The sequence below is a fragment of the Niabella sp. genome (assembly GCF_030150205.1).
Classification (GTDB): domain Bacteria; phylum Bacteroidota; class Bacteroidia; order Chitinophagales; family Chitinophagaceae; genus Niabella.
On sequence record NZ_JASLGT010000029.1, the window covers coordinates 44,472 to 61,984 of the forward strand.

The 17,513-nt window shown below is 46.6% G+C and carries 16 protein-coding genes; 4 read left to right on the forward strand and 12 right to left on the reverse strand.

Annotated elements, in window-relative coordinates:
• Positions 1–446: 446 nt before the first annotated feature.
• The 10 genes from Q1V85_RS21985 to Q1V85_RS22030 form a co-directional block, all read right to left on the reverse strand.
• Positions 447–1,220 carry a LytTR family DNA-binding domain-containing protein gene (locus tag Q1V85_RS21985; RefSeq protein ID WP_300603292.1) on the reverse strand — a complete coding sequence of 258 codons (774 nt, stop codon included), beginning with the start codon at positions 1,218–1,220 and terminating at the stop codon, positions 447–449.
• A gap of 14 nt (positions 1,221–1,234) precedes the next feature.
• A complete protein-coding gene (locus Q1V85_RS21990; protein WP_300603295.1) occupies positions 1,235–2,311 on the reverse strand; it encodes a sensor histidine kinase in 1,077 nt (358 codons plus the stop codon).
• A 47-nt stretch (positions 2,312–2,358) separates the two neighbouring features.
• Complete coding sequence (locus Q1V85_RS21995; protein ID WP_300603298.1) at positions 2,359–3,351, reverse strand: NAD-dependent epimerase/dehydratase family protein; 993 nt, start codon at positions 3,349–3,351, stop codon at positions 2,359–2,361.
• Positions 3,352–3,353: 2 nt separating this feature from the next.
• Positions 3,354–4,148: an SDR family NAD(P)-dependent oxidoreductase gene (locus Q1V85_RS22000; RefSeq protein ID WP_300603301.1), complete on the reverse strand. Its 795-nt coding sequence runs from the start codon at positions 4,146–4,148 to the stop codon at positions 3,354–3,356.
• 7 nt (positions 4,149–4,155) lie between these two features.
• Entirely contained in the window at positions 4,156–4,785 is a 630-nt protein-coding gene (locus Q1V85_RS22005; protein ID WP_300603302.1) for a hypothetical protein, read from the reverse strand.
• Positions 4,786–5,049: 264 nt separating this feature from the next.
• The gene (locus tag Q1V85_RS22010) at positions 5,050–5,757 is read right to left on the reverse strand and encodes a head GIN domain-containing protein (RefSeq protein ID WP_300603305.1); all 708 of its coding nucleotides are present in this window, start codon (positions 5,755–5,757) and stop codon (positions 5,050–5,052) included.
• A gap of 35 nt (positions 5,758–5,792) precedes the next feature.
• Positions 5,793–6,809, reverse strand: a complete 1,017-nt coding sequence (locus tag Q1V85_RS22015; protein ID WP_300603308.1) for a hypothetical protein — start codon at positions 6,807–6,809, stop codon at positions 5,793–5,795.
• Positions 6,810–6,867: 58 nt separating this feature from the next.
• Positions 6,868–8,601 (reverse strand): STN and carboxypeptidase regulatory-like domain-containing protein, encoded by a 1,734-nt coding sequence (locus Q1V85_RS22020; RefSeq protein ID WP_300603310.1) that lies wholly within the window; start codon positions 8,599–8,601, stop codon positions 6,868–6,870.
• A gap of 6 nt (positions 8,602–8,607) precedes the next feature.
• Positions 8,608–9,558, reverse strand: a complete 951-nt coding sequence (locus Q1V85_RS22025; RefSeq protein WP_300603313.1) for a FecR domain-containing protein — start codon at positions 9,556–9,558, stop codon at positions 8,608–8,610.
• Between the two features lie 3 nt (positions 9,559–9,561).
• Positions 9,562–10,101 carry an RNA polymerase sigma-70 factor gene (locus tag Q1V85_RS22030; protein WP_300603315.1) on the reverse strand — a complete coding sequence of 180 codons (540 nt, stop codon included), beginning with the start codon at positions 10,099–10,101 and terminating at the stop codon, positions 9,562–9,564.
• 183 nt (positions 10,102–10,284) lie between these two features.
• Here Q1V85_RS22030 and Q1V85_RS22035 point away from each other — a divergent pair, with 183 nt between their 5' ends.
• From Q1V85_RS22035 to Q1V85_RS22050, 4 genes are all read left to right on the forward strand, one after another.
• A complete protein-coding gene (locus Q1V85_RS22035) occupies positions 10,285–11,862 on the forward strand; it encodes a M1 family metallopeptidase (RefSeq protein WP_300603318.1) in 1,578 nt (525 codons plus the stop codon).
• Positions 11,863–11,868: 6 nt separating this feature from the next.
• Positions 11,869–12,654 (forward strand): SDR family oxidoreductase, encoded by a 786-nt coding sequence (locus Q1V85_RS22040; RefSeq protein ID WP_300603321.1) that lies wholly within the window; start codon positions 11,869–11,871, stop codon positions 12,652–12,654.
• 78 nt (positions 12,655–12,732) lie between these two features.
• A complete protein-coding gene (locus Q1V85_RS22045; RefSeq protein ID WP_300603324.1) occupies positions 12,733–14,688 on the forward strand; it encodes an ABC-F family ATP-binding cassette domain-containing protein in 1,956 nt (651 codons plus the stop codon).
• A 370-nt stretch (positions 14,689–15,058) separates the two neighbouring features.
• A complete protein-coding gene (locus Q1V85_RS22050) occupies positions 15,059–15,637 on the forward strand; it encodes an XRE family transcriptional regulator (protein WP_300603327.1) in 579 nt (192 codons plus the stop codon).
• Positions 15,638–15,664: 27 nt separating this feature from the next.
• Here Q1V85_RS22050 and Q1V85_RS22055 read toward each other — a convergent pair whose 3' ends face one another.
• The gene (locus Q1V85_RS22055; RefSeq protein WP_300603329.1) at positions 15,665–16,348 is read right to left on the reverse strand and encodes a phosphonatase-like hydrolase; all 684 of its coding nucleotides are present in this window, start codon (positions 16,346–16,348) and stop codon (positions 15,665–15,667) included.
• Between the two features lie 4 nt (positions 16,349–16,352).
• Positions 16,353–17,513, reverse strand: coding sequence for a TIGR03364 family FAD-dependent oxidoreductase (locus tag Q1V85_RS22060; protein ID WP_300603331.1), 1,161 nt, complete (start codon positions 17,511–17,513; stop codon positions 16,353–16,355).

Consider the following 17,513-nt stretch of genomic DNA (forward strand, 5'->3'; position numbering starts at 1 on the left):
CGGATAAGCAGATCTTTTATTCATTGCTAATCTTCAACTGATTTATCATCCCCGAACATGAACGCTACAACTGATAACTGAAGACTGAGCACTGAAAACTGATCGCTCTCATACTAGCTATCAGTCATCAGCTATCAGTTATCAGAATGATCCGTTCGGAACAAGCAGGTCCTTTTTCTAATGCGAATCCTCATTGATTTATCACACCCGAACAGGAACGCCACAGCTGAAGGCTGAAAGCTAAAAGCTAAGTGCTCATCATACTAGCTATCAGTCATCAGCTATCAGTTTTCAGATGATTACGGACGGATAAGCAGATCTTTTATTCATTGCTAATCTTCAACTGATTTATCATCCCCGAACATGAACGCTACAACTGATAACTGAAAACTGATAACTGATAACTGATAACTGATAACTGAACTCTGAAATCTGACTCCCGACTGCTAAACGCCCGCCTCCCTCCCTTCCAGCCAGCTTTTAAACAACGACACCCGCTCCCGGCTGACCACGGTGTCCGTATCGGCTTCGGGGCTGAGCTGCAGGATGAGGCGGCTGTTATAGTAACTATTGATTTTTACGATGGCATCTATACAAACGATCATTTTCCGGTTGATGCGGAAGAACATGGTTTTATTCAGCATTTTATCCATCTGATCGAGCGAGTAATCCAGGGGTAGTTTTTTGCCAGTATGTGTAACCGCCTTTGTAATGCCATCCGCATAACAGATACAGGCAATATCTTTTGATTTTACATATACGATCTGGTTATTGGTCCGGCCTGTAAAACGGGTATTTTCCTGCCGGTAGAAGACCTCTGCTATGCGGGAGAGATCCAGCGCCGGACGGGCACCGGACTGCGGCCGGAAATAGCTGAACTTCTGTAATGCCCGTTCCAGTTCATTTTTATCGATGGGTTTCATTAAATAATCGATGCTGTGCACTTTAAAGGCCTGCAAGGCAAACTTGTCATAAGCCGTTGTAAAGATCACGGGCATCCGTACTTCCGCCTGTTGAAACAATTCAAAACAATTACCATCTGAAAGTTGTATATCCATAAAGGCAAGGTCTGCCTGCGCGCCGTGCACCGCCAGCCATTTAGCACCCTCATCAACCGATTCAATCACCCGGAGCACCTTCAATCCGGGCACCAGTCCCTCCAGCAACTGGATCAGCCGGTCTGCATTCAGCTTTTCATCTTCAAATATAATTACGTTCATACCGTTTCCTTTTTTTAAAACTGGTCCTTTAATCTTTCCGGAAGAAAAGGAAGCTGTACTATAAAATTTCCATCAACCTCCCGGATAGCTACATGTTCTTCCGTTATGAGTTCATATCGCTTCCGGATATTTGAAAGTCCCACTCCTGTTGAAAACCGGATCCCGTTTCGTTTCCGGAGATCGTTGGTAACAATAATGTGCTGGTCTGTAAACCGGATCTTTACATGTAACGGGTCGTTTGCAGCAAAGCGGTTATGCTTTACGGCGTTCTCCACCAGCATTTGCAAGGCCGATGGAGGCAACAGGGAATGTTGCTGCTGTTGAGAAGGTGCATCAATATGAAAAACGATGGAGTTTTGATGCCGGATGCGAATGAGGAATAAATACGATTCAAGAAAAGACAGCTCCGTTTGCAGTGAAACCAGGTTCTCTTCTTTCTGATCGAGAATATAGCGATAGCATTTTGAAAGCTGTGTAATATATTCTGCAGAAAGATCTGCACTTTTATAAACAAGCCCGGTAAGCACGCTCAACGAGTTAAAAAAGAAATGCGGATCGATCTGGCTTTTTAACACGTCATAACGGGCCTGCATATTTTCTCTTTTCAGCCTCTCTGCATTGAGCCGGGCCTCCTGCCAGTTCTTATAATAAAACAGGATGCCGTTAAAGCTTAATATGAGCAGGTAAAAAATAAAGGCCCCAAAAATAAGATCATAGCTCAGCCGGCTAAAACTTTTCCAGGCCTCATAATTATCAAAAAAATAAATATCAAAAAAAGAATAGGTAAGTCCGAAAAGAAATGCTGCAAAAATGCCAAACAATACAAGCCCCAAAAAAGGGAATACGATCGTGTAGGGAAATTTCTTTTTAGAACTGCGGCGTTGTATGAACCCCGATAATCCTTCGCCTCCTGACCAAATCAGAAGTCCAAGTAATACAAACATGATGCTGAACGACTGCTTCCTGAAAAAAGAGGCACCTGCAGCACTGGTAAAGGACATATCAAAAGACCGGAACACCACACTAAAACCATAGAGAATGATGATCCTTGCCAGGTATTTTACCAGCGTATGCTGCAATATCCGTTCCATTTGCCTGCGCGTTATTTTTCGCAAAAGCAGTATCAGGGCACCTAAGATCATACGCGGGTGTTATCATTTTTCTGAAACCATTCCAATGCTTCCGCTACCGCAACGGCAACCGGTGTATAATTCAATCCCAATGCCCGTGAAGCCTTTTGACCCGAATAATAATTCTGTAAACACAGTAAATAAGCCGATGCATAATTCAGCTTCAACCGCCTGCCCAACAACCGGCCCATCGCTGTTCCCAATATCCCGCCAATTCTTAAGGCCAACCCCGGAATGCGCAACAAGACGGTTCTTTGGCGTGCCAGCTGGTTCACCATCCGGAAGAATTCCCGGTAACTCAGGTTTTCTCCGGCAATAAGAAAACAATCTCCGTTTTCCCCGTTCCGGCAGGCAAAAACAATGGCCCGGCTTACATCCCTTACATGTACAAAATTCTTTCCGCCCGGCGGATAAAACAGGAGGCCCTTACCCAGCGCATATTTCAGCAACTGACCGGAGCTGGGCTTTTGATCGTGCGCACCGATCATAAATGTCGGATTTAATACCACCGCCGGCAATCCCTTTTCCACCACGGCTTCCAGCACTTTTTGCTGAGCGATATATTTGGTATTGATATACGGTGAATTGATCTTAAAAAGCGAAAAAGCATTCAACTCCGTGCCCGGACATTCAAGGGACCCGGGAGCAATGGTATTGGCCGTGCTGATATATACCAGCCGCTTTACCCGGTGCAACAAACAAGCCTGGATGATATGTTCCGTGCCGCGGATATTTACCGCTTCATACGCTTTTAAACCGATCCCCCACTGTTCCGTAAGTGAAGCCGTGTGCACCACATAGTCGCAACCGCTCACCGCTTCGCTTACAGCCGCTGCATCTTCAACGGACCCATAATATACTTCGCAAAAAAGTCCGTTCAGCAGATCGGCATTTGAGGACTTACGGATCAATACCCGCACCTCAAAACCATTCCTGCAACATTCAAGAGCGGTGTTATATCCCAGCAAACCACTGGCACCGGTAATGAGAACCTTGGGCATACTTAATGTGTTAATTGTAATTCACGTTTAACGGCTCCGGAGATCAGGCGCACTTTTACAGTTGAGGGTATCAGTCCCATTAAGGCCTGGTTCATCCGGTTCCACCAGCCGGGAACAATCTCTGCCCTGCCGGCCAGCGTGTGCCGGATGATGCGGCCGGCCAGGTCCATTGTTGAGAAAAGTCCAAGCCGACCTTTATAACCCTGCAGCAGGATCCGCCGGGAGGTGTCGGAATTGGTCATGATCGGGCCCGGATATGCAACGCTTACAGATACGCCTTTTTGCTGCAGCTCTTCCCGGAGTCCCAGGGAAAAGGAAGATACAAACGCCTTTGATGCGGGGTAAACCGTTTTATAAGCGATGGGCGAGAATGCCGCCATACTTGCAATATTGAGAATAAAACTTTTTTCCTGTTGCAACAACTGCGGCAGCAGTTCGCGCGTAAGCAAAGCGGTACAACCAATATTCAATTGAATGATCTTATCGATCAGTTGCGGCGAACAGTCCAGCATAGACACCGTTCCACCCATACCGGCATTATTGATCAGAAAATTTACCGGGTATTCCTCTTTAATAAGAGCGATATGCGTTTCAAATGCCACCCGGTTTGTAAGGTCAAATTCAAATACCTGCACATCGATCCCATACAAACGGATCAGTTCTTCGGCCGTGGTTTTGATCGTACTTCCCGGCAGCGCAATCAGGACCAGGTTCATTTTTAAACGGGCACAACAAAGGGCAAAGGCACTTCCCAATCCGCTGCTGGCCCCGGTGATCAGTGTATACTTTTTATTCATATGCATTTTAATGATATTGTTGCAGTAAAGATTTAAACCGCGACATCGTTGTAATGATGTTGTCGTATACAATCGGATCAGAAACCCAACGGGGTACGGTACCGCTCTTATTGGTAAGGATCTGGTAGGTAATGCGCGATTGCCGGTGCTCCAGGGGATCTACCGTCCATTTCCCGGATGTTCCTTCCAGGCGGGTTACATTTTTAAACTTCGGGTATACCTGGTGCTGGATACTTTCGAAATAAATGGTCTGAGCACCTGCAGCCGCAGCGGATGCATTGTAAAAATATTTCAAGCTGCAGTCCTGGTCTTCCATCGGCCATGGCAGGGAATAACGGATATAGTTCAGCCATACATGCTCATCCGGAGTTCTGGTAACTTTGTACTGACTGGATCTTACATTCCAGCGGCTTCCTTTTCCCGCATCTTTCAAAAGGGCTACCACATCGGGAAGGCCGGCTTCGGCAACATCAAAGGAAGCTTTCAACTCCCGCACCTTATTGCCATTGTGCATCACCCACCGCTCATACAACATAATTCCGTTAGTAATTTTCACCAGCTTAAAATCGGCCGGAGCGCCTGCGTTTGAGAAACTGCTGAACAATAACAGCAGCCATAAGAAAAGTATTTTTTTCATAAACTATTTTTTTACAAACATAGATGCGTTATGTACCCATTAAAAACAATACTGGCTGAGCCGTAAGATTTTGAGGGTGGAATGTTGGTTTTTGCTATAAACCGACACCCTGTTTTTTGATGAAATAATTTTTAGACTTTTGTTTAAGTAAACCTTAACAACGTGCAGGTAATACGGAACAAAACTTGCCGCTCCTGCTACCTGCATGTATGGCTGAATGTATGCCGTATGGGAATCATCTGTTACAGCCGTCTTCAAAAAGCATCAGAGCGCTCTTACATTTCCAGACCCCGTGATGGAAGTAGCGATAACCGGCGTACCCACATAGCGCAGGTTTCCGCTTCCTGTGATCGTTACGTTTAACTGGTCCTTCGCCCATACTTTCGCATTTCCCGACCCGGTAATCCGCACGTTCGCTTCCTTGCTTTGCATCGGATGTGCGTTGTAGTTACCGCTTCCGGTTATGGTTACATCCTGGCTGCTCGTTTCGCCATTATTGATGTACAGATCCCCGTCACCGCTGATCTGGCTTTTCAGTGATACGGCTTTTAACCGGTCGATCGTGATATTGCCCGAACCTGTAAGTTTCAGTTCCAGGGCACCGGTCTCCAGCACATCAAAGGCGGTAAAATTTCCGCTTCCGGTAAGTGTTACTGCGGTAAGCGCGGGTGCCGTTACGTATACGGTTACACTGCCTCTTTTGATGGACACATTATTGGGTGTACGGATCACCAGTTTATCATCAACTACCTCTGTGATCACATAGTGTTGTATATTATCTGCAGCCAATACTTCTACTTTAGATGCGCCGGTACGGTATTCTACATGTGCGCTAAAAGTGGTTTCAACTTTTCCAAACGCCCCAACATTACGCGTTTCTTTTACAGCAGGCCCATCCGGATATACTTTTTTGCAACTCTGAGCAATGGTTAACAGTACAGCGATAAATCCTAAAAAAAGTGTTTGTTTCATTTTGTTTTGATTTTTATAAATATTTGATGAATGAATTAAAGACGGATATTGATCCCTGCTACAGCACCCGGTGCCAACAGGAGGAAGGATGCTCTTTTTTTGAATTTCCAGATATAATGACCGGCAAACAATTCCGAATCGGATTGTTCGGTGAGATACATTGCCGGTCCAATGGTCAGTTCCAACCCCGGGGTAATCTTCCAGCCCGCCAGTATTCTTAAAGATTCCACATGTTTGATGAAATTATGTACATCTGTACGCGCTATAATAACGGCCTCTGTATTCATACGGAGCCGGTGCGCCAGCGGTATCCGGTACCCCAGACCGGTTTCCATCTGAAGAACGGTTTTCTTCTGATCTCTTGCAAGGCCGGCTCCGATGATACCATAGGTTTTATAGCTGCCGGTACGCAGCAGGATACTGGCAGACACATCATCATACACCTGTACCCCGATCTGCTTTTCGCCGTTTTTAATAAAGTTTAAAATACCAATGGGATATTGGGAGCTGTCTGCAACATTGATCAGGCCCGACAATTGCAGTCCCTTAACCGTTCCGGCTTTATTAAAGAGCCCCGCGATCTGGTAACCGGCATTTTGTGTAGTGTTTACCAGGCCGGAAAGCTGCAGCAAACTGTAATGACTACTGTTGCTGATGCCACCCACCTGTATAAAACCGTTGCCCGTGTTCTGATTGTGCAATCCTGCAACCTGGATCCCTCTTCCGTTTTGTGCCGTATTTATTAACCCCGCAATGGCAACGCCTTTATCGGATCCCTTTACGCGGTTCATAAGCCCGCTGATCATTACACCACGGTTACTGCCGTAAAGGGTTGTGTGTAACCCGGCAATAGAAGCGCCCTTGTTATCCCGGTTCACACCCTGTAATGCATGCAAGGCAAATACAGGACTTATTTCACGGGCATGAATACCCTGAGTACTGATGGGCGTAACCAATCCCAGATGAACCGCTTTGCCCGCCTCTTCCTGGGCAGCAAGCTGAAAACCGGTAATAATGAATGCTGGTAGTAAAATGCAATTTTTTATTTTCATATCTTTAGTAATGTATACCAGTAATACATCCTAAAGAGGGTTTACCCCTACTCCCTTATCAAAAAATATTTATTCCCATCGTGCAGCCAAGATCCAGCGGGTGGCGTGCACTTCCATTCAGGGCAATCATATTTCTCCGGAAACCCGAATACACTGTTTGCCCGGGATGTTGTGAAGGGAGCTGGTATTGCAGCCTTGGACCTGCAAACAATTGCAGTTTTTTATGCGCCTGCCAGATAAAGAGGGGCTGAAAATTGATATTGTTATAATCACTATTAAAACCATGCGCCGGTGTATAAAATAAATTTACCAGCTCAGCCGCCATTTTTATATTGCGTTTTAATGTCCACTCACTGCCCAATCCATAACCGAACAGGTAATATCCTCCGGGGTTATGCGCATCGATCCAGCCAAGCTGCAGGATATTATAAAGGGCTTTATTTCCCGATTTATAGCTGATATTAACCTGGGCATTCTCCTGTACGGATATGGAGAAAGCATGCTTGCCGTTCCGCTGGTAGTTGAATGGCCCAATGGCAATACCGTGCAGCGTATCGGCAAGATTCAGGACCCCCACCTGCAGGCCGCTGATCGTTTTCGCACGATTTACCAAACCGGAAAGCTGAACACCGGAACCCATTTCCCCGGCAATATTTACCAGCCCCGAAAGCTGTACGCCGCTTCCGAAAGCCGGGGCATGATTTACGATACCTGCCAGCTGCATTCCTTTATCAACGCGTCGGGCGCTGTTTACGATACCACCGATCTGTAAACCGGTGAAGGTTTTACTTTCATTATACCAACCGGCGATCTGCACACCGCTCACTGCACTTTTATCGGCATTGGCCAGGCCACCAACCTGCAATCCGCGAAGGGTATCACCAGCATAATTATACAATCCGCCGATCTGTACACCATTTACACTGCCGCCCACAAGATTCGCCAATCCTCCCACCTGTACGGAACGTACATGTTTCTGCACAATATTAAAGAGGCCGCCAATCTCCAGGGCATCTACCTGCGCGGCATACCCGCCCAGTACATTAAAGGAAAGATTGTTCTCCTGCTGCCCCTTCAATACATTCTTGGTAGCAATGCCGGGAAGCAGTCCTAACTGGAATTTTTGCTGGTAGAAATAATTTTTAAGGTTGATACTGCTGAGCCGCTGACGGGTACCAATCAGCCTGCGGGCCAGCCAGTGGCGCTGTACCGACGTCATGCGTACTTCATTTTCCTCCATGATCCTGGGCACCAGGGGAACGGTTAATGCCGGGTTGTTTTTGCTATCGATCGTTAACACCGTATCATAGTAAGAAACGCGGTTTACCGTTAATACCGGCTGTTGCGTCAGGGGCATCCTCAACGAAAAAAAACCCTGTTCATCCGACATGGTTCCAATCTGCAGTTCGGGTATATATACGCTTACATACGCCACCGGCGTTTGATCGGTTTGATCAATAAACCGTCCCTGCACCACAATATGTGGCGGTTCCTTTTTCCGGATAACCACTTTATTATTCTGAACGATGTACTGGTAGTCATTATCAAACAGCATGTCCAGTATTTCGTGTACGGGTTTATCGGAAGCAGTAAAGGATACCCGTTTCTGGTTCCTGATCAGCTGGTTGTCATAAGAAAAATAAAAACCAGCCTTAGATTCGATCTGCATCAGCGCATCATACATGGTGATGTTTCTGAAATCGACCGTAATCACTTTTTGCAACATCACCGGTTGTGCCGATACCCATAAGCCGGAAGTAAACAGCAATACAATAAAAAAAAGCTTTTTCAAAAAGGTTTATTTAGTAATGATATAATGGTCGTCTTTTTTATGCCAGGTAGCGTTGATCATCAGTGCAATGTTCTCCATTACCTGCTCCGGCGATTCGTAGGAAAAATATGTGCTCGTAATCCGTTTGCTGCCGATGGCCGGGTCAAACTGAACATCTACATTGTACAGTTCCTTAAGAATATTTGCCAGGCTGTCGATACGCATATCCTTACAGCGGATGGTTCGCGTTTGTAACACGGTTTCAATAGGCGTTTGGATCGCGCGCAGTTGCAGTTGATGTGTGTTGTTATCCTGCACGATCTTTTGCCCGGCAACCGCCGTTACGGTTTGACTGCCCAGGGTTGCTTTTACCTTTCCGGAGTGCACATATACGGTGTTAAATGCGGTACGTTGCTGAATGGTAAAGGACGTACCCAACACCTGCACATCCATGTTATGACTATTATGAATAATAAACGGCTTATCCGGGTCTCTGGCGATATCAAAGCGTGCATCGCCCTTTAGGGTTACGGTTCTTGTTTTTTTGTTAAAGGCCGGGTCTATTTCCAATATACCATTCGCATATAATTCAATATTGCTGTTATCTTTTAAATGCACGTTCCGGGTTTCGTTACCTGCTACTAACGGTGGGTTGGCAGGACTATACCATACCAGGAACAACAATACGATCCCCGCAATTGAAGCAGCAACTGCCGCTACCCGCCACCATTTCAACGAAACGATCCTGCCTCTGTTCTTTACCGCAGGAGCCTGACCGATCTGTGCCTGGATCTTATCCCAGGCCCGTTCTTTATTATATTGGGTATATTCCACCTTATTCCTGGATTGCTCCCATACCCGGATAGTTTTGTCATAAATGCCCTGGTGTGCCGGATCCTGCTGCAACCATTGCTCTACCGCTTTCCGTTCCGAAGCATCCAACAGCTGCTCATGATAGGCTATCAGTTTATGCTCCATATCTTATACATTGAAAAGTTGATAAATGAATAAAAACAACAGGCTCACCTGGTAGGCCGCCAGTCCGCCGCGCAGGAATTTCAATGCCTTTGTCATATGATTTTCCACCGTCTTTATCGACAGGTCTAATTCCTCCGCCACCTCCCGGTAGCTGAGCCCCAGTTGCCGGCACATATAAAAAACGGTGGCACATTTCTCTGGCAAACGGTCTAAAAGCCCCTGTATATGTTCCTGCAGCTCCTTTTGCTCTGCCTTATTGCCGTGGTCGGCCTCCGTTCCCGTAATCTTTGCAGTATGTGCATATACGGCCTGCACCCCTTTATGCTTCAGTTGATTGAGGCACTCGTTGCGCACCGCTGTATACAGGTATGCTTTTACAGACGCCACCTGTATCGTGGCGCGGGTTTCCCAAAGCTTTATAAAAATGTTCTGCAAAATGTCTTCTACATACACTTCCGATCGCAGTATGGAGCAGGCATACCCGTATAATGCCTCATAATGAAGATCAAAAACATTTTTATATTGAACCTGGTCCAAAGCCATTCTAATCTGCAAATATACTAGCGCTACTATTGAATACAACCGAAAGAGTAATTCCCCCTACTCCTTAAAAATATTTTTTTTGGGATTCCATTTTCCTGCCCGGTTTCTCTAAACCCTGCGTTAAAACCGCCCGGCGACACCATTCAGCTGCTTTTTTTTGGCTATCTTTAAAAAAATGTGTGCATGAAGAAGATTTTTACGCTGATGCTTACCCTTGTTGTCACCGTTGGCTTTGCCCAGGATGGTTACTGGCAACAAAGCCTGAAATATGATATGCAGGTAACCCTGGATGACAAAGCCCGGTCGTTAACCGGCAAACAGGCCATCCAATACAAAAATAATTCACCCGAAACGCTCAATTTTATCTGGTTTCATATCTGGCCCAATGCCTATAAGAACGACTCTACAGCCCTCTTCAAGCAGATCCGGGGCGATCTTTCGCGCACTGAAAAACTGGGTGCCATAACCTATGGTTCTATTGATGGGCTTAATTTCAAAGTAGACGGGCAGCCGGCGAAAACAGCGCCCCATGCGAACCCGGAATACATTGATATTATTAAGGTACTGTTGCCCACCCCCTTAAAACCCGGGGCTACGGCTACCATTACCACCGACTTTAAGGTAAAATTACCCTCCTATTTTTCAAGATCCGGGTTCGCCGACGGTGAATTTATGATCTGTCAATGGTATCCCAAACCCGCCGTATTTGACAAAAACGGTTGGCATGAATTTCCCTACCTGGATATGGGCGAGTTTTACAGTGAATACGCCGACTACCATGTTAAAATAACGCTTCCCTCCGACTATGTAGTAGGTGCCACGGGCGTTTTGCAGGACAAGGAAGAATTAGCACAATACAAATCTGTTGGAGCAGCGAATGCAGCGGGAAGAGATGTATCACCCAAACTTTACAAGCCGGCAAAAGCAGGTTTGAAAACACTTACCTATACAGCAGAAGATGTGCCGGACTTTGCATGGTTTGCCGAAAAAGGCCTGGTCATCCAGTATGATACCATACAGCTAAAGAATAAAACGGTAGATGTATTTACCTATTATCATTACCAGCCGGGTACATTATGGAACAACAGCATCGACTATGTAAAAGATGCTGTTCATCATTACAGCAGGTGGATCGGCGCATACCAGTACCCAACGGCACAGGCTTTTGAAGGCCCCAAAAACAATTCCAGCGGCGGTATGGAATATCCGATGATCACGCTCATTACCTGTCCCGATGCCACGAAGGAATACCTGGACGGTGTTATTGCCCATGAAGTAGGCCATAACTGGTTTATGAGCATGCTGGGGTCCAATGAACGTGCCCATACCTGGCAGGATGAGGGATTGAATACCTATTACCAGTTCCGGTACGAAGCGGAAAAATACCATTACAATTCAGTGGCGCGGGAATCGATACCCGAGGAAATCAAGAAACTGCCGGTACCGGAGTTCCAGGAGCGTATCTATTTTGCCCTTTCACAGATCCCTATGCAAAGTATGATTGAGCAGCCGGCAGCTGATTTTAAGACCTCCGAAGATTATGGATTGGTTTCTTATATCAAAACCTCCATCTGGATGTATTTGCTGGAGCGCCAGTTTGGGCAGGATAAAATAGACCAGGCATTCCGGGATTATTTTAATACATGGCAGAATAAACATCCGCAGCCGGAAGACATGAAGGCTTCGTTTGAAAAAAGCCTGGGAACCAATCTTGACCGCTTTTTTGCATTGCTGAAAAAACAAGGATCTATCACGCAATAAATCATTATGCAGATTTCTTTAAAAAATAAAAAAGCGCTGGTAGGTGCCAGCAGCAGCGGATTGGGAAAAGCAATAGCCCTGCAACTGGCGGCTTCCGGCGCTACTGTAACCCTGGTAGCACGAAGAGAGGCGGTATTGCAGGAACTGCAGGCAGCACTACCGCGCCCGGAGCAGCAGCAACATCAATACCTGGTAGCGGATTTTTCAGACATTGAGGCCTATAAACAAAAGGTCGATGACTATTTTGCAACCAACCAGGCAGATATACTGGTAAATAATACCAGTGGCCCCGCCCCGGGTACCGCACTGGAGAAAAAAGATGCAGACTATGTAACCGCGTTTAACCTGTTGTTCCGGACGGTTCAATACACGACCGAAAAGGCGTTACCACATATGATCGCCGGCCGGTTTGGGCGTATCATTAACCTCACCTCCCGGTCGGTGAAAGAGCCCATTGAAGCATTGGCTTTGTCCAATACGATCCGATCTGCAGTAGTAACCTGGGGGAAAACACTGGCTACGCAGGTAGCAAGGGACCAGATCACGGTTAACAATATTCTTACCGGCAATTTTGAAACCGACCGGATCCTGGAGCTTTATGAAAAAGAAGCAGCAGCCAAAGGGCTGCCCCTGGAAACCTACAAAGCCCAGGCCCTGGAAAGCATCCCGGCGAAGCGTTTGGGACAGCCCGGAGAAATGGGAAACCTCGTAACCTTCCTTGCTTCGGATCAGGCGGCCTATATTACAGGAACCAGTATTGCCATCGACGGGGGATTGATCCGGAGCGTCTGAGGGAGTGGTTAGAAGTGCGTAGTAAGATGTTTTAAGTGAAAAGTTTGATTGTGAATGGCGGTTAACGCTTCACTTTTCATGAACGACTTCTCACTTACAACTTCTCACGATCAACATCATAAAGAGCCGCTCAAACTTCCCTACCTTTGCCGGATGCATTATGTTTCTGCGGAAGGATTAGGGAAAAGTTACGGGATACAACCCCTGTTTTCAAATATTTCATTCCATATTGAGGAAGGTGATAAAGTGGCCATTGTAGCCCGCAACGGTACGGGTAAGTCTACCCTGTTAAAAATACTGGCGGGAAAAGAAACACCGGATAACGGTAAATTATGGATTCACAAAGACGTGGAAGTGATCCTTTTTGAGCAGGAACCCGACCTGGAAGACGAGCTTACTGTTTCCGACAATATTTTTTTCCATGATCATCCTACGGTAAAAGCCATACGGGAGTATGAGCTGGCCAGCGAAAGCGGCGATGCGGACAAGATTGGCCAGGCCCTGGTGCGGATGGATGAACTGAATGCCTGGGATTTTGATTCAAGGGTGAAACAGATCTTTGGAAAACTCAATATTCACCACCTGGAGCAGAAAGTTAAAACCCTGAGCGGTGGTCAGAAAAAAAGAGTGGCGCTTGCCCGCACGCTGATCGATATCGGCTTTGAGCATAAACATGTATTGCTGATCATGGATGAGCCCACCAACCATCTTGATGTGGGCATGGTAGAATGGCTGGAGCATTTTCTTGGAAAGGAAAATGTTACATTGGTATTGGTCACCCACGATCGTTACTTCCTGGATGCCGTTTGCAACGAGATATGGGAAATTGAAGGCGGTGAATTGTTTGTACACCGGGGCGATTATGAATACTACCTCGACAAAAAAGCACAGCGGGTTGAGAACCTGAATGCCTCTATTGATAAAGCCAAGAACCTTTACCGCCGGGAGCTGGAATGGATGCGCAAGCAACCCAAGGCCCGCACCACTAAATCGAAAAGCCGGGAGGACAATTTCTACAATATTGAAAAAACCGCCAAACAGCAGGTCACCGATGACCAGGTGCAGCTGCAAATGAAAATGAACCGCCTGGGCGGAAAGATCATTGAACTAAAAAAAGTATACAAATCCTTTGGTGATAAAAAAATACTCGACGGGTTTGATTACACATTTAAAAAAGGCGAACGCGTAGGCGTTATCGGGAAGAACGGCGCAGGAAAATCAACATTTATTAATATCCTGCAGGGTGTGGAATCCGCAGACAGCGGTAAGATCAACGTGGGCGATACGGTGGTATTTGGCAATTATTCGCAGCAGGGGCTGATATTAAAGGAAGATATGCGGGTAATTGAGTTCGTAAAGAATATTGCGGAGAATTTTCCCCTGGCCGATGGCAGTACACTGAGCGCCTCCCAGTTCCTGCAATTATTTCTTTTTGACCCGGATAAACAATATACGTATGTGAGCAAATTAAGCGGAGGTGAAAAAAGACGCCTGCATTTGCTCTCTATCCTGTTTCGCAATCCCAATTTCCTGATCCTGGATGAGCCTACCAATGACCTGGATCTTCCTACCCTTTCCGTATTGGAGCATTTCCTGAGTGAATACCCGGGCTGTCTCCTGATCGTTTCCCATGACCGGTATTTTATGGATCGCCTGGTAGACCACCTGTTCGTTTTTGAAGGCGACGGTGTAATCACCGATTTCCCGGGCAACTATACGCAACACCGCTTACAGGAGAAGAGCCAGCCGGGCGTTGCTGTTCTTCCTTCAAAGGAGCCGGCGGCTACCGCATCTCCTGCTCAGAAGCCGGCCGTAAAGAAAGTATCCTTCAAAGAAAAAAGGGAATACGAACTATTGGAAAAAGAGATCGCCGCGCTCAACGCAGAAAAAGAATCCATCACGGTTCAGCTATCGGGTGGCAGTACCAATTTTGAAGAACTGGAAGCCCTCTCCCGCCGCATCGGGGAAATCACGCAACTATTAGACGAAAAAGAAATGCGCTGGCTGGAGCTGAGCGAGTTGATTGAGGGGTGAGGCAGGTTTTAAGTTCCAGGTTTCAGATTTCAAGTTCCAGGCGTGCCCGCCATAGCGGGTTAGATCACCGATCACGAGACAACAATGACTGAAAGATAATAGCTGTAGGCTGAACGCTGTTTAAAGTTTCATATCAGATCCGTTTAGTGATCTGCTTACTGTTCACTATTGCCCTTGCTTTTGGGGGGGACATATAGACTTGGGAGACCATGGAATTATTTCTGATTTAACGCTCATTTTCCACATTTTCCACTCCCGATAGCAATCAGGATTCAAATTTTCAAATTCCCACACAGAATTACATTTAATATGCCCTATTGGCTATTTTAATTCCCGCGGGTCGTATTTTCGCCGGATCAGAATCTATGTTATGGAGGATTATCTTATCGGAATTGGGAAACGGATCAAGGAGATCCGGAAGAAGAAAGGTCTTACCATCAACAATGTTGCCGGCAAGGCCAACCTGAGCAATGGCCTGATCTCCCGCATTGAAAACGGAAGAACCATTCCATCCCTTCCTGTTTTATTAAGTATTGTGAGCGTACTCGGAATTGAGGTTCCCGATTTTTTCAAAGATATCCCTTTGCCTGGCGGTAAAAATTTTGTTGTTTCCCGCAAGGAGGACCATACCATTATTGAAAAAGAGGATGAAGCAAAGGGATTCGAATACCGTTCCCTGTTTGGCAAACAACTTTCCTCAGTAGGTTTTGAAGCCGTTTTGCTGGAAGTACAACCGGGATCGCAACGGGAAAAAGTAGAAACCGATGCCTATGAATTCAAGTATGTCTTGGCCGGATCCTGTGCCTATCAGATAGGCGACGAGGAAGTACAGCTTCATGAAGGAGACGCCCTTTTCTTTGACGGGCGCATACCGCATGTTCCGGTAAACAAGGGCACGGTTCCTGCCAAAATGATGGTGATGTACTTCTTCCTTCCCCAGCGCGACTAAACCCGAAAGGGCGCTTATAAACGCTGTTTAATTCAGCAGGATTGCATCCAGCTCTGTTACGGCATTTAATATATAATCCGGCCGGGCCAGTTCCAGTTGTTCCCGTGTTTGGGCGCCGCTAAGAACGCCTACAGTAATGCCACAGCCGGCATTCTTTCCCTCCTCAATATCAATTACCGAATCACCTGCTTTTAATACGCTGCCTGCATCCGTAATCCGGAATTGCCTCATTGCCCGTTCGATCATATCCGGAAAAGGGCGGCCCTTTTCAACATCATCCGCCGTGATCAATACATCAAAATCCGCTTCCTCCCGCCAATGCAGTTTGCTGATCAGTTTGGTAGCCGTCTTCCGGTCATACCCCGTATTTAACGCAACAATAATTCCCTTATTCCGGAGCCGCTCAAAAAACAATTCCATGCCCGTAAACGTACCAATCTCCTGTTCATCATAGGCCCGTTCCAGTGCCGGTTTAAAGGCTGCAAAGGCTCTGTCGGCCACCGGTCTTACATCCTCCGTATCCGTGCAGGCGGTAAGTACATCGGTTATGGCTTTATGTTTTTCCTTTCCGGCACCATGCTGCAGCACATCATCCAGTGTAAGCTTAAAACCCTCATCATTGATCACTTTTAATACGGTGCGGTATACCAGGTTGTGCTCATTTACGGTAGTGCCCGCCATATCAAAAACAACCATTTTAATCGTACGCATATACTTATTTTAAATCAAATACTCGTTTAATATTTTCCTTTGAAAATCCAGCGCTGCCGGTCATGCCTTTACCACCAATGCCGGTAACAATATGAATGTTTTCATCGATCGTATGCTGAAACAGATCCTGCTCCTTACATTGGGAATAGATGCCATACCACCTGTTTTGAATGGCATAGCTGGGCAGATCGATGATCTTTTTCGCCTCCGCAATCATAAAAGCGTCCACATCCTCCCGCAGCTCAAAACCCAGGTCATCCGCATTAGCGGCGCTAGCATACGCATGCGAATCCCCGATGATCACCGAGCCGTCTGTTGCCTGTTTAAACAGGATATGTACGCCCCATTTTTTTTCAAATGCTTCCGGGTTTTCCTTTGCTTTAACTGCTGCAAACGAAGGACATTCATAAAACGCTTCATAGCGCCGGATCGACAAGCCGGTCAGAACCGAACCTTTCAGTTCATATCCCGGCTGCGGAACGGTTTGCAGCATCTGCAGCTTTGTAACTTCCAGATCGCTGCTGGCAAACAGATCGGGGTACAGGGTTTTAAATTCAGACCCACAACAGATGATCAGTTTTGCAGCAGTGAATGTAGTACCCTTTGAGGTATGAACGCTTACGCCCTCTGTCAACGCCGCACAGTTAACCACATGAGTACCGGCATAATAATCCAGCCCTTTTTCTGCCATCAAGAATTGCAGCAATCGCCCGATCATTACCCGCGGTTCAACGGTCACCTCCTCCGGAAAGAACAAGCCTGCCTTTATATAATCCGCTCTTAGCCCCGGATATTTTTCCAGGCATTCCTGTCCGGTCAGCAATTGCGATGTATACCCGTTCTTTTGATTGATGCCGCTCAGTTCTTCAATCAGCTGTACTTCCTCATCATTGGAGGCCAGGTATACGGACCCATTCTGCCGCACCGAAATATCGAACCGGCGCTGGATCTGTTTGTAAATATCCAGGCTCTCCCTCCCATAATGCTGCCATTTGGTGTTCATACCCGATGGTACCACCTGGCCAAAATTGCGTACGGTGGCACTTTGCGGCATTTTATCCTTCTCTATAAGTGCCACGGTCAACCCGTTCTCCAATGCGTGAAAGGCGTGAAACGTACCCAGTACGCCGCCTCCCACAATCATTAAATCATATTTTTTGTTCAT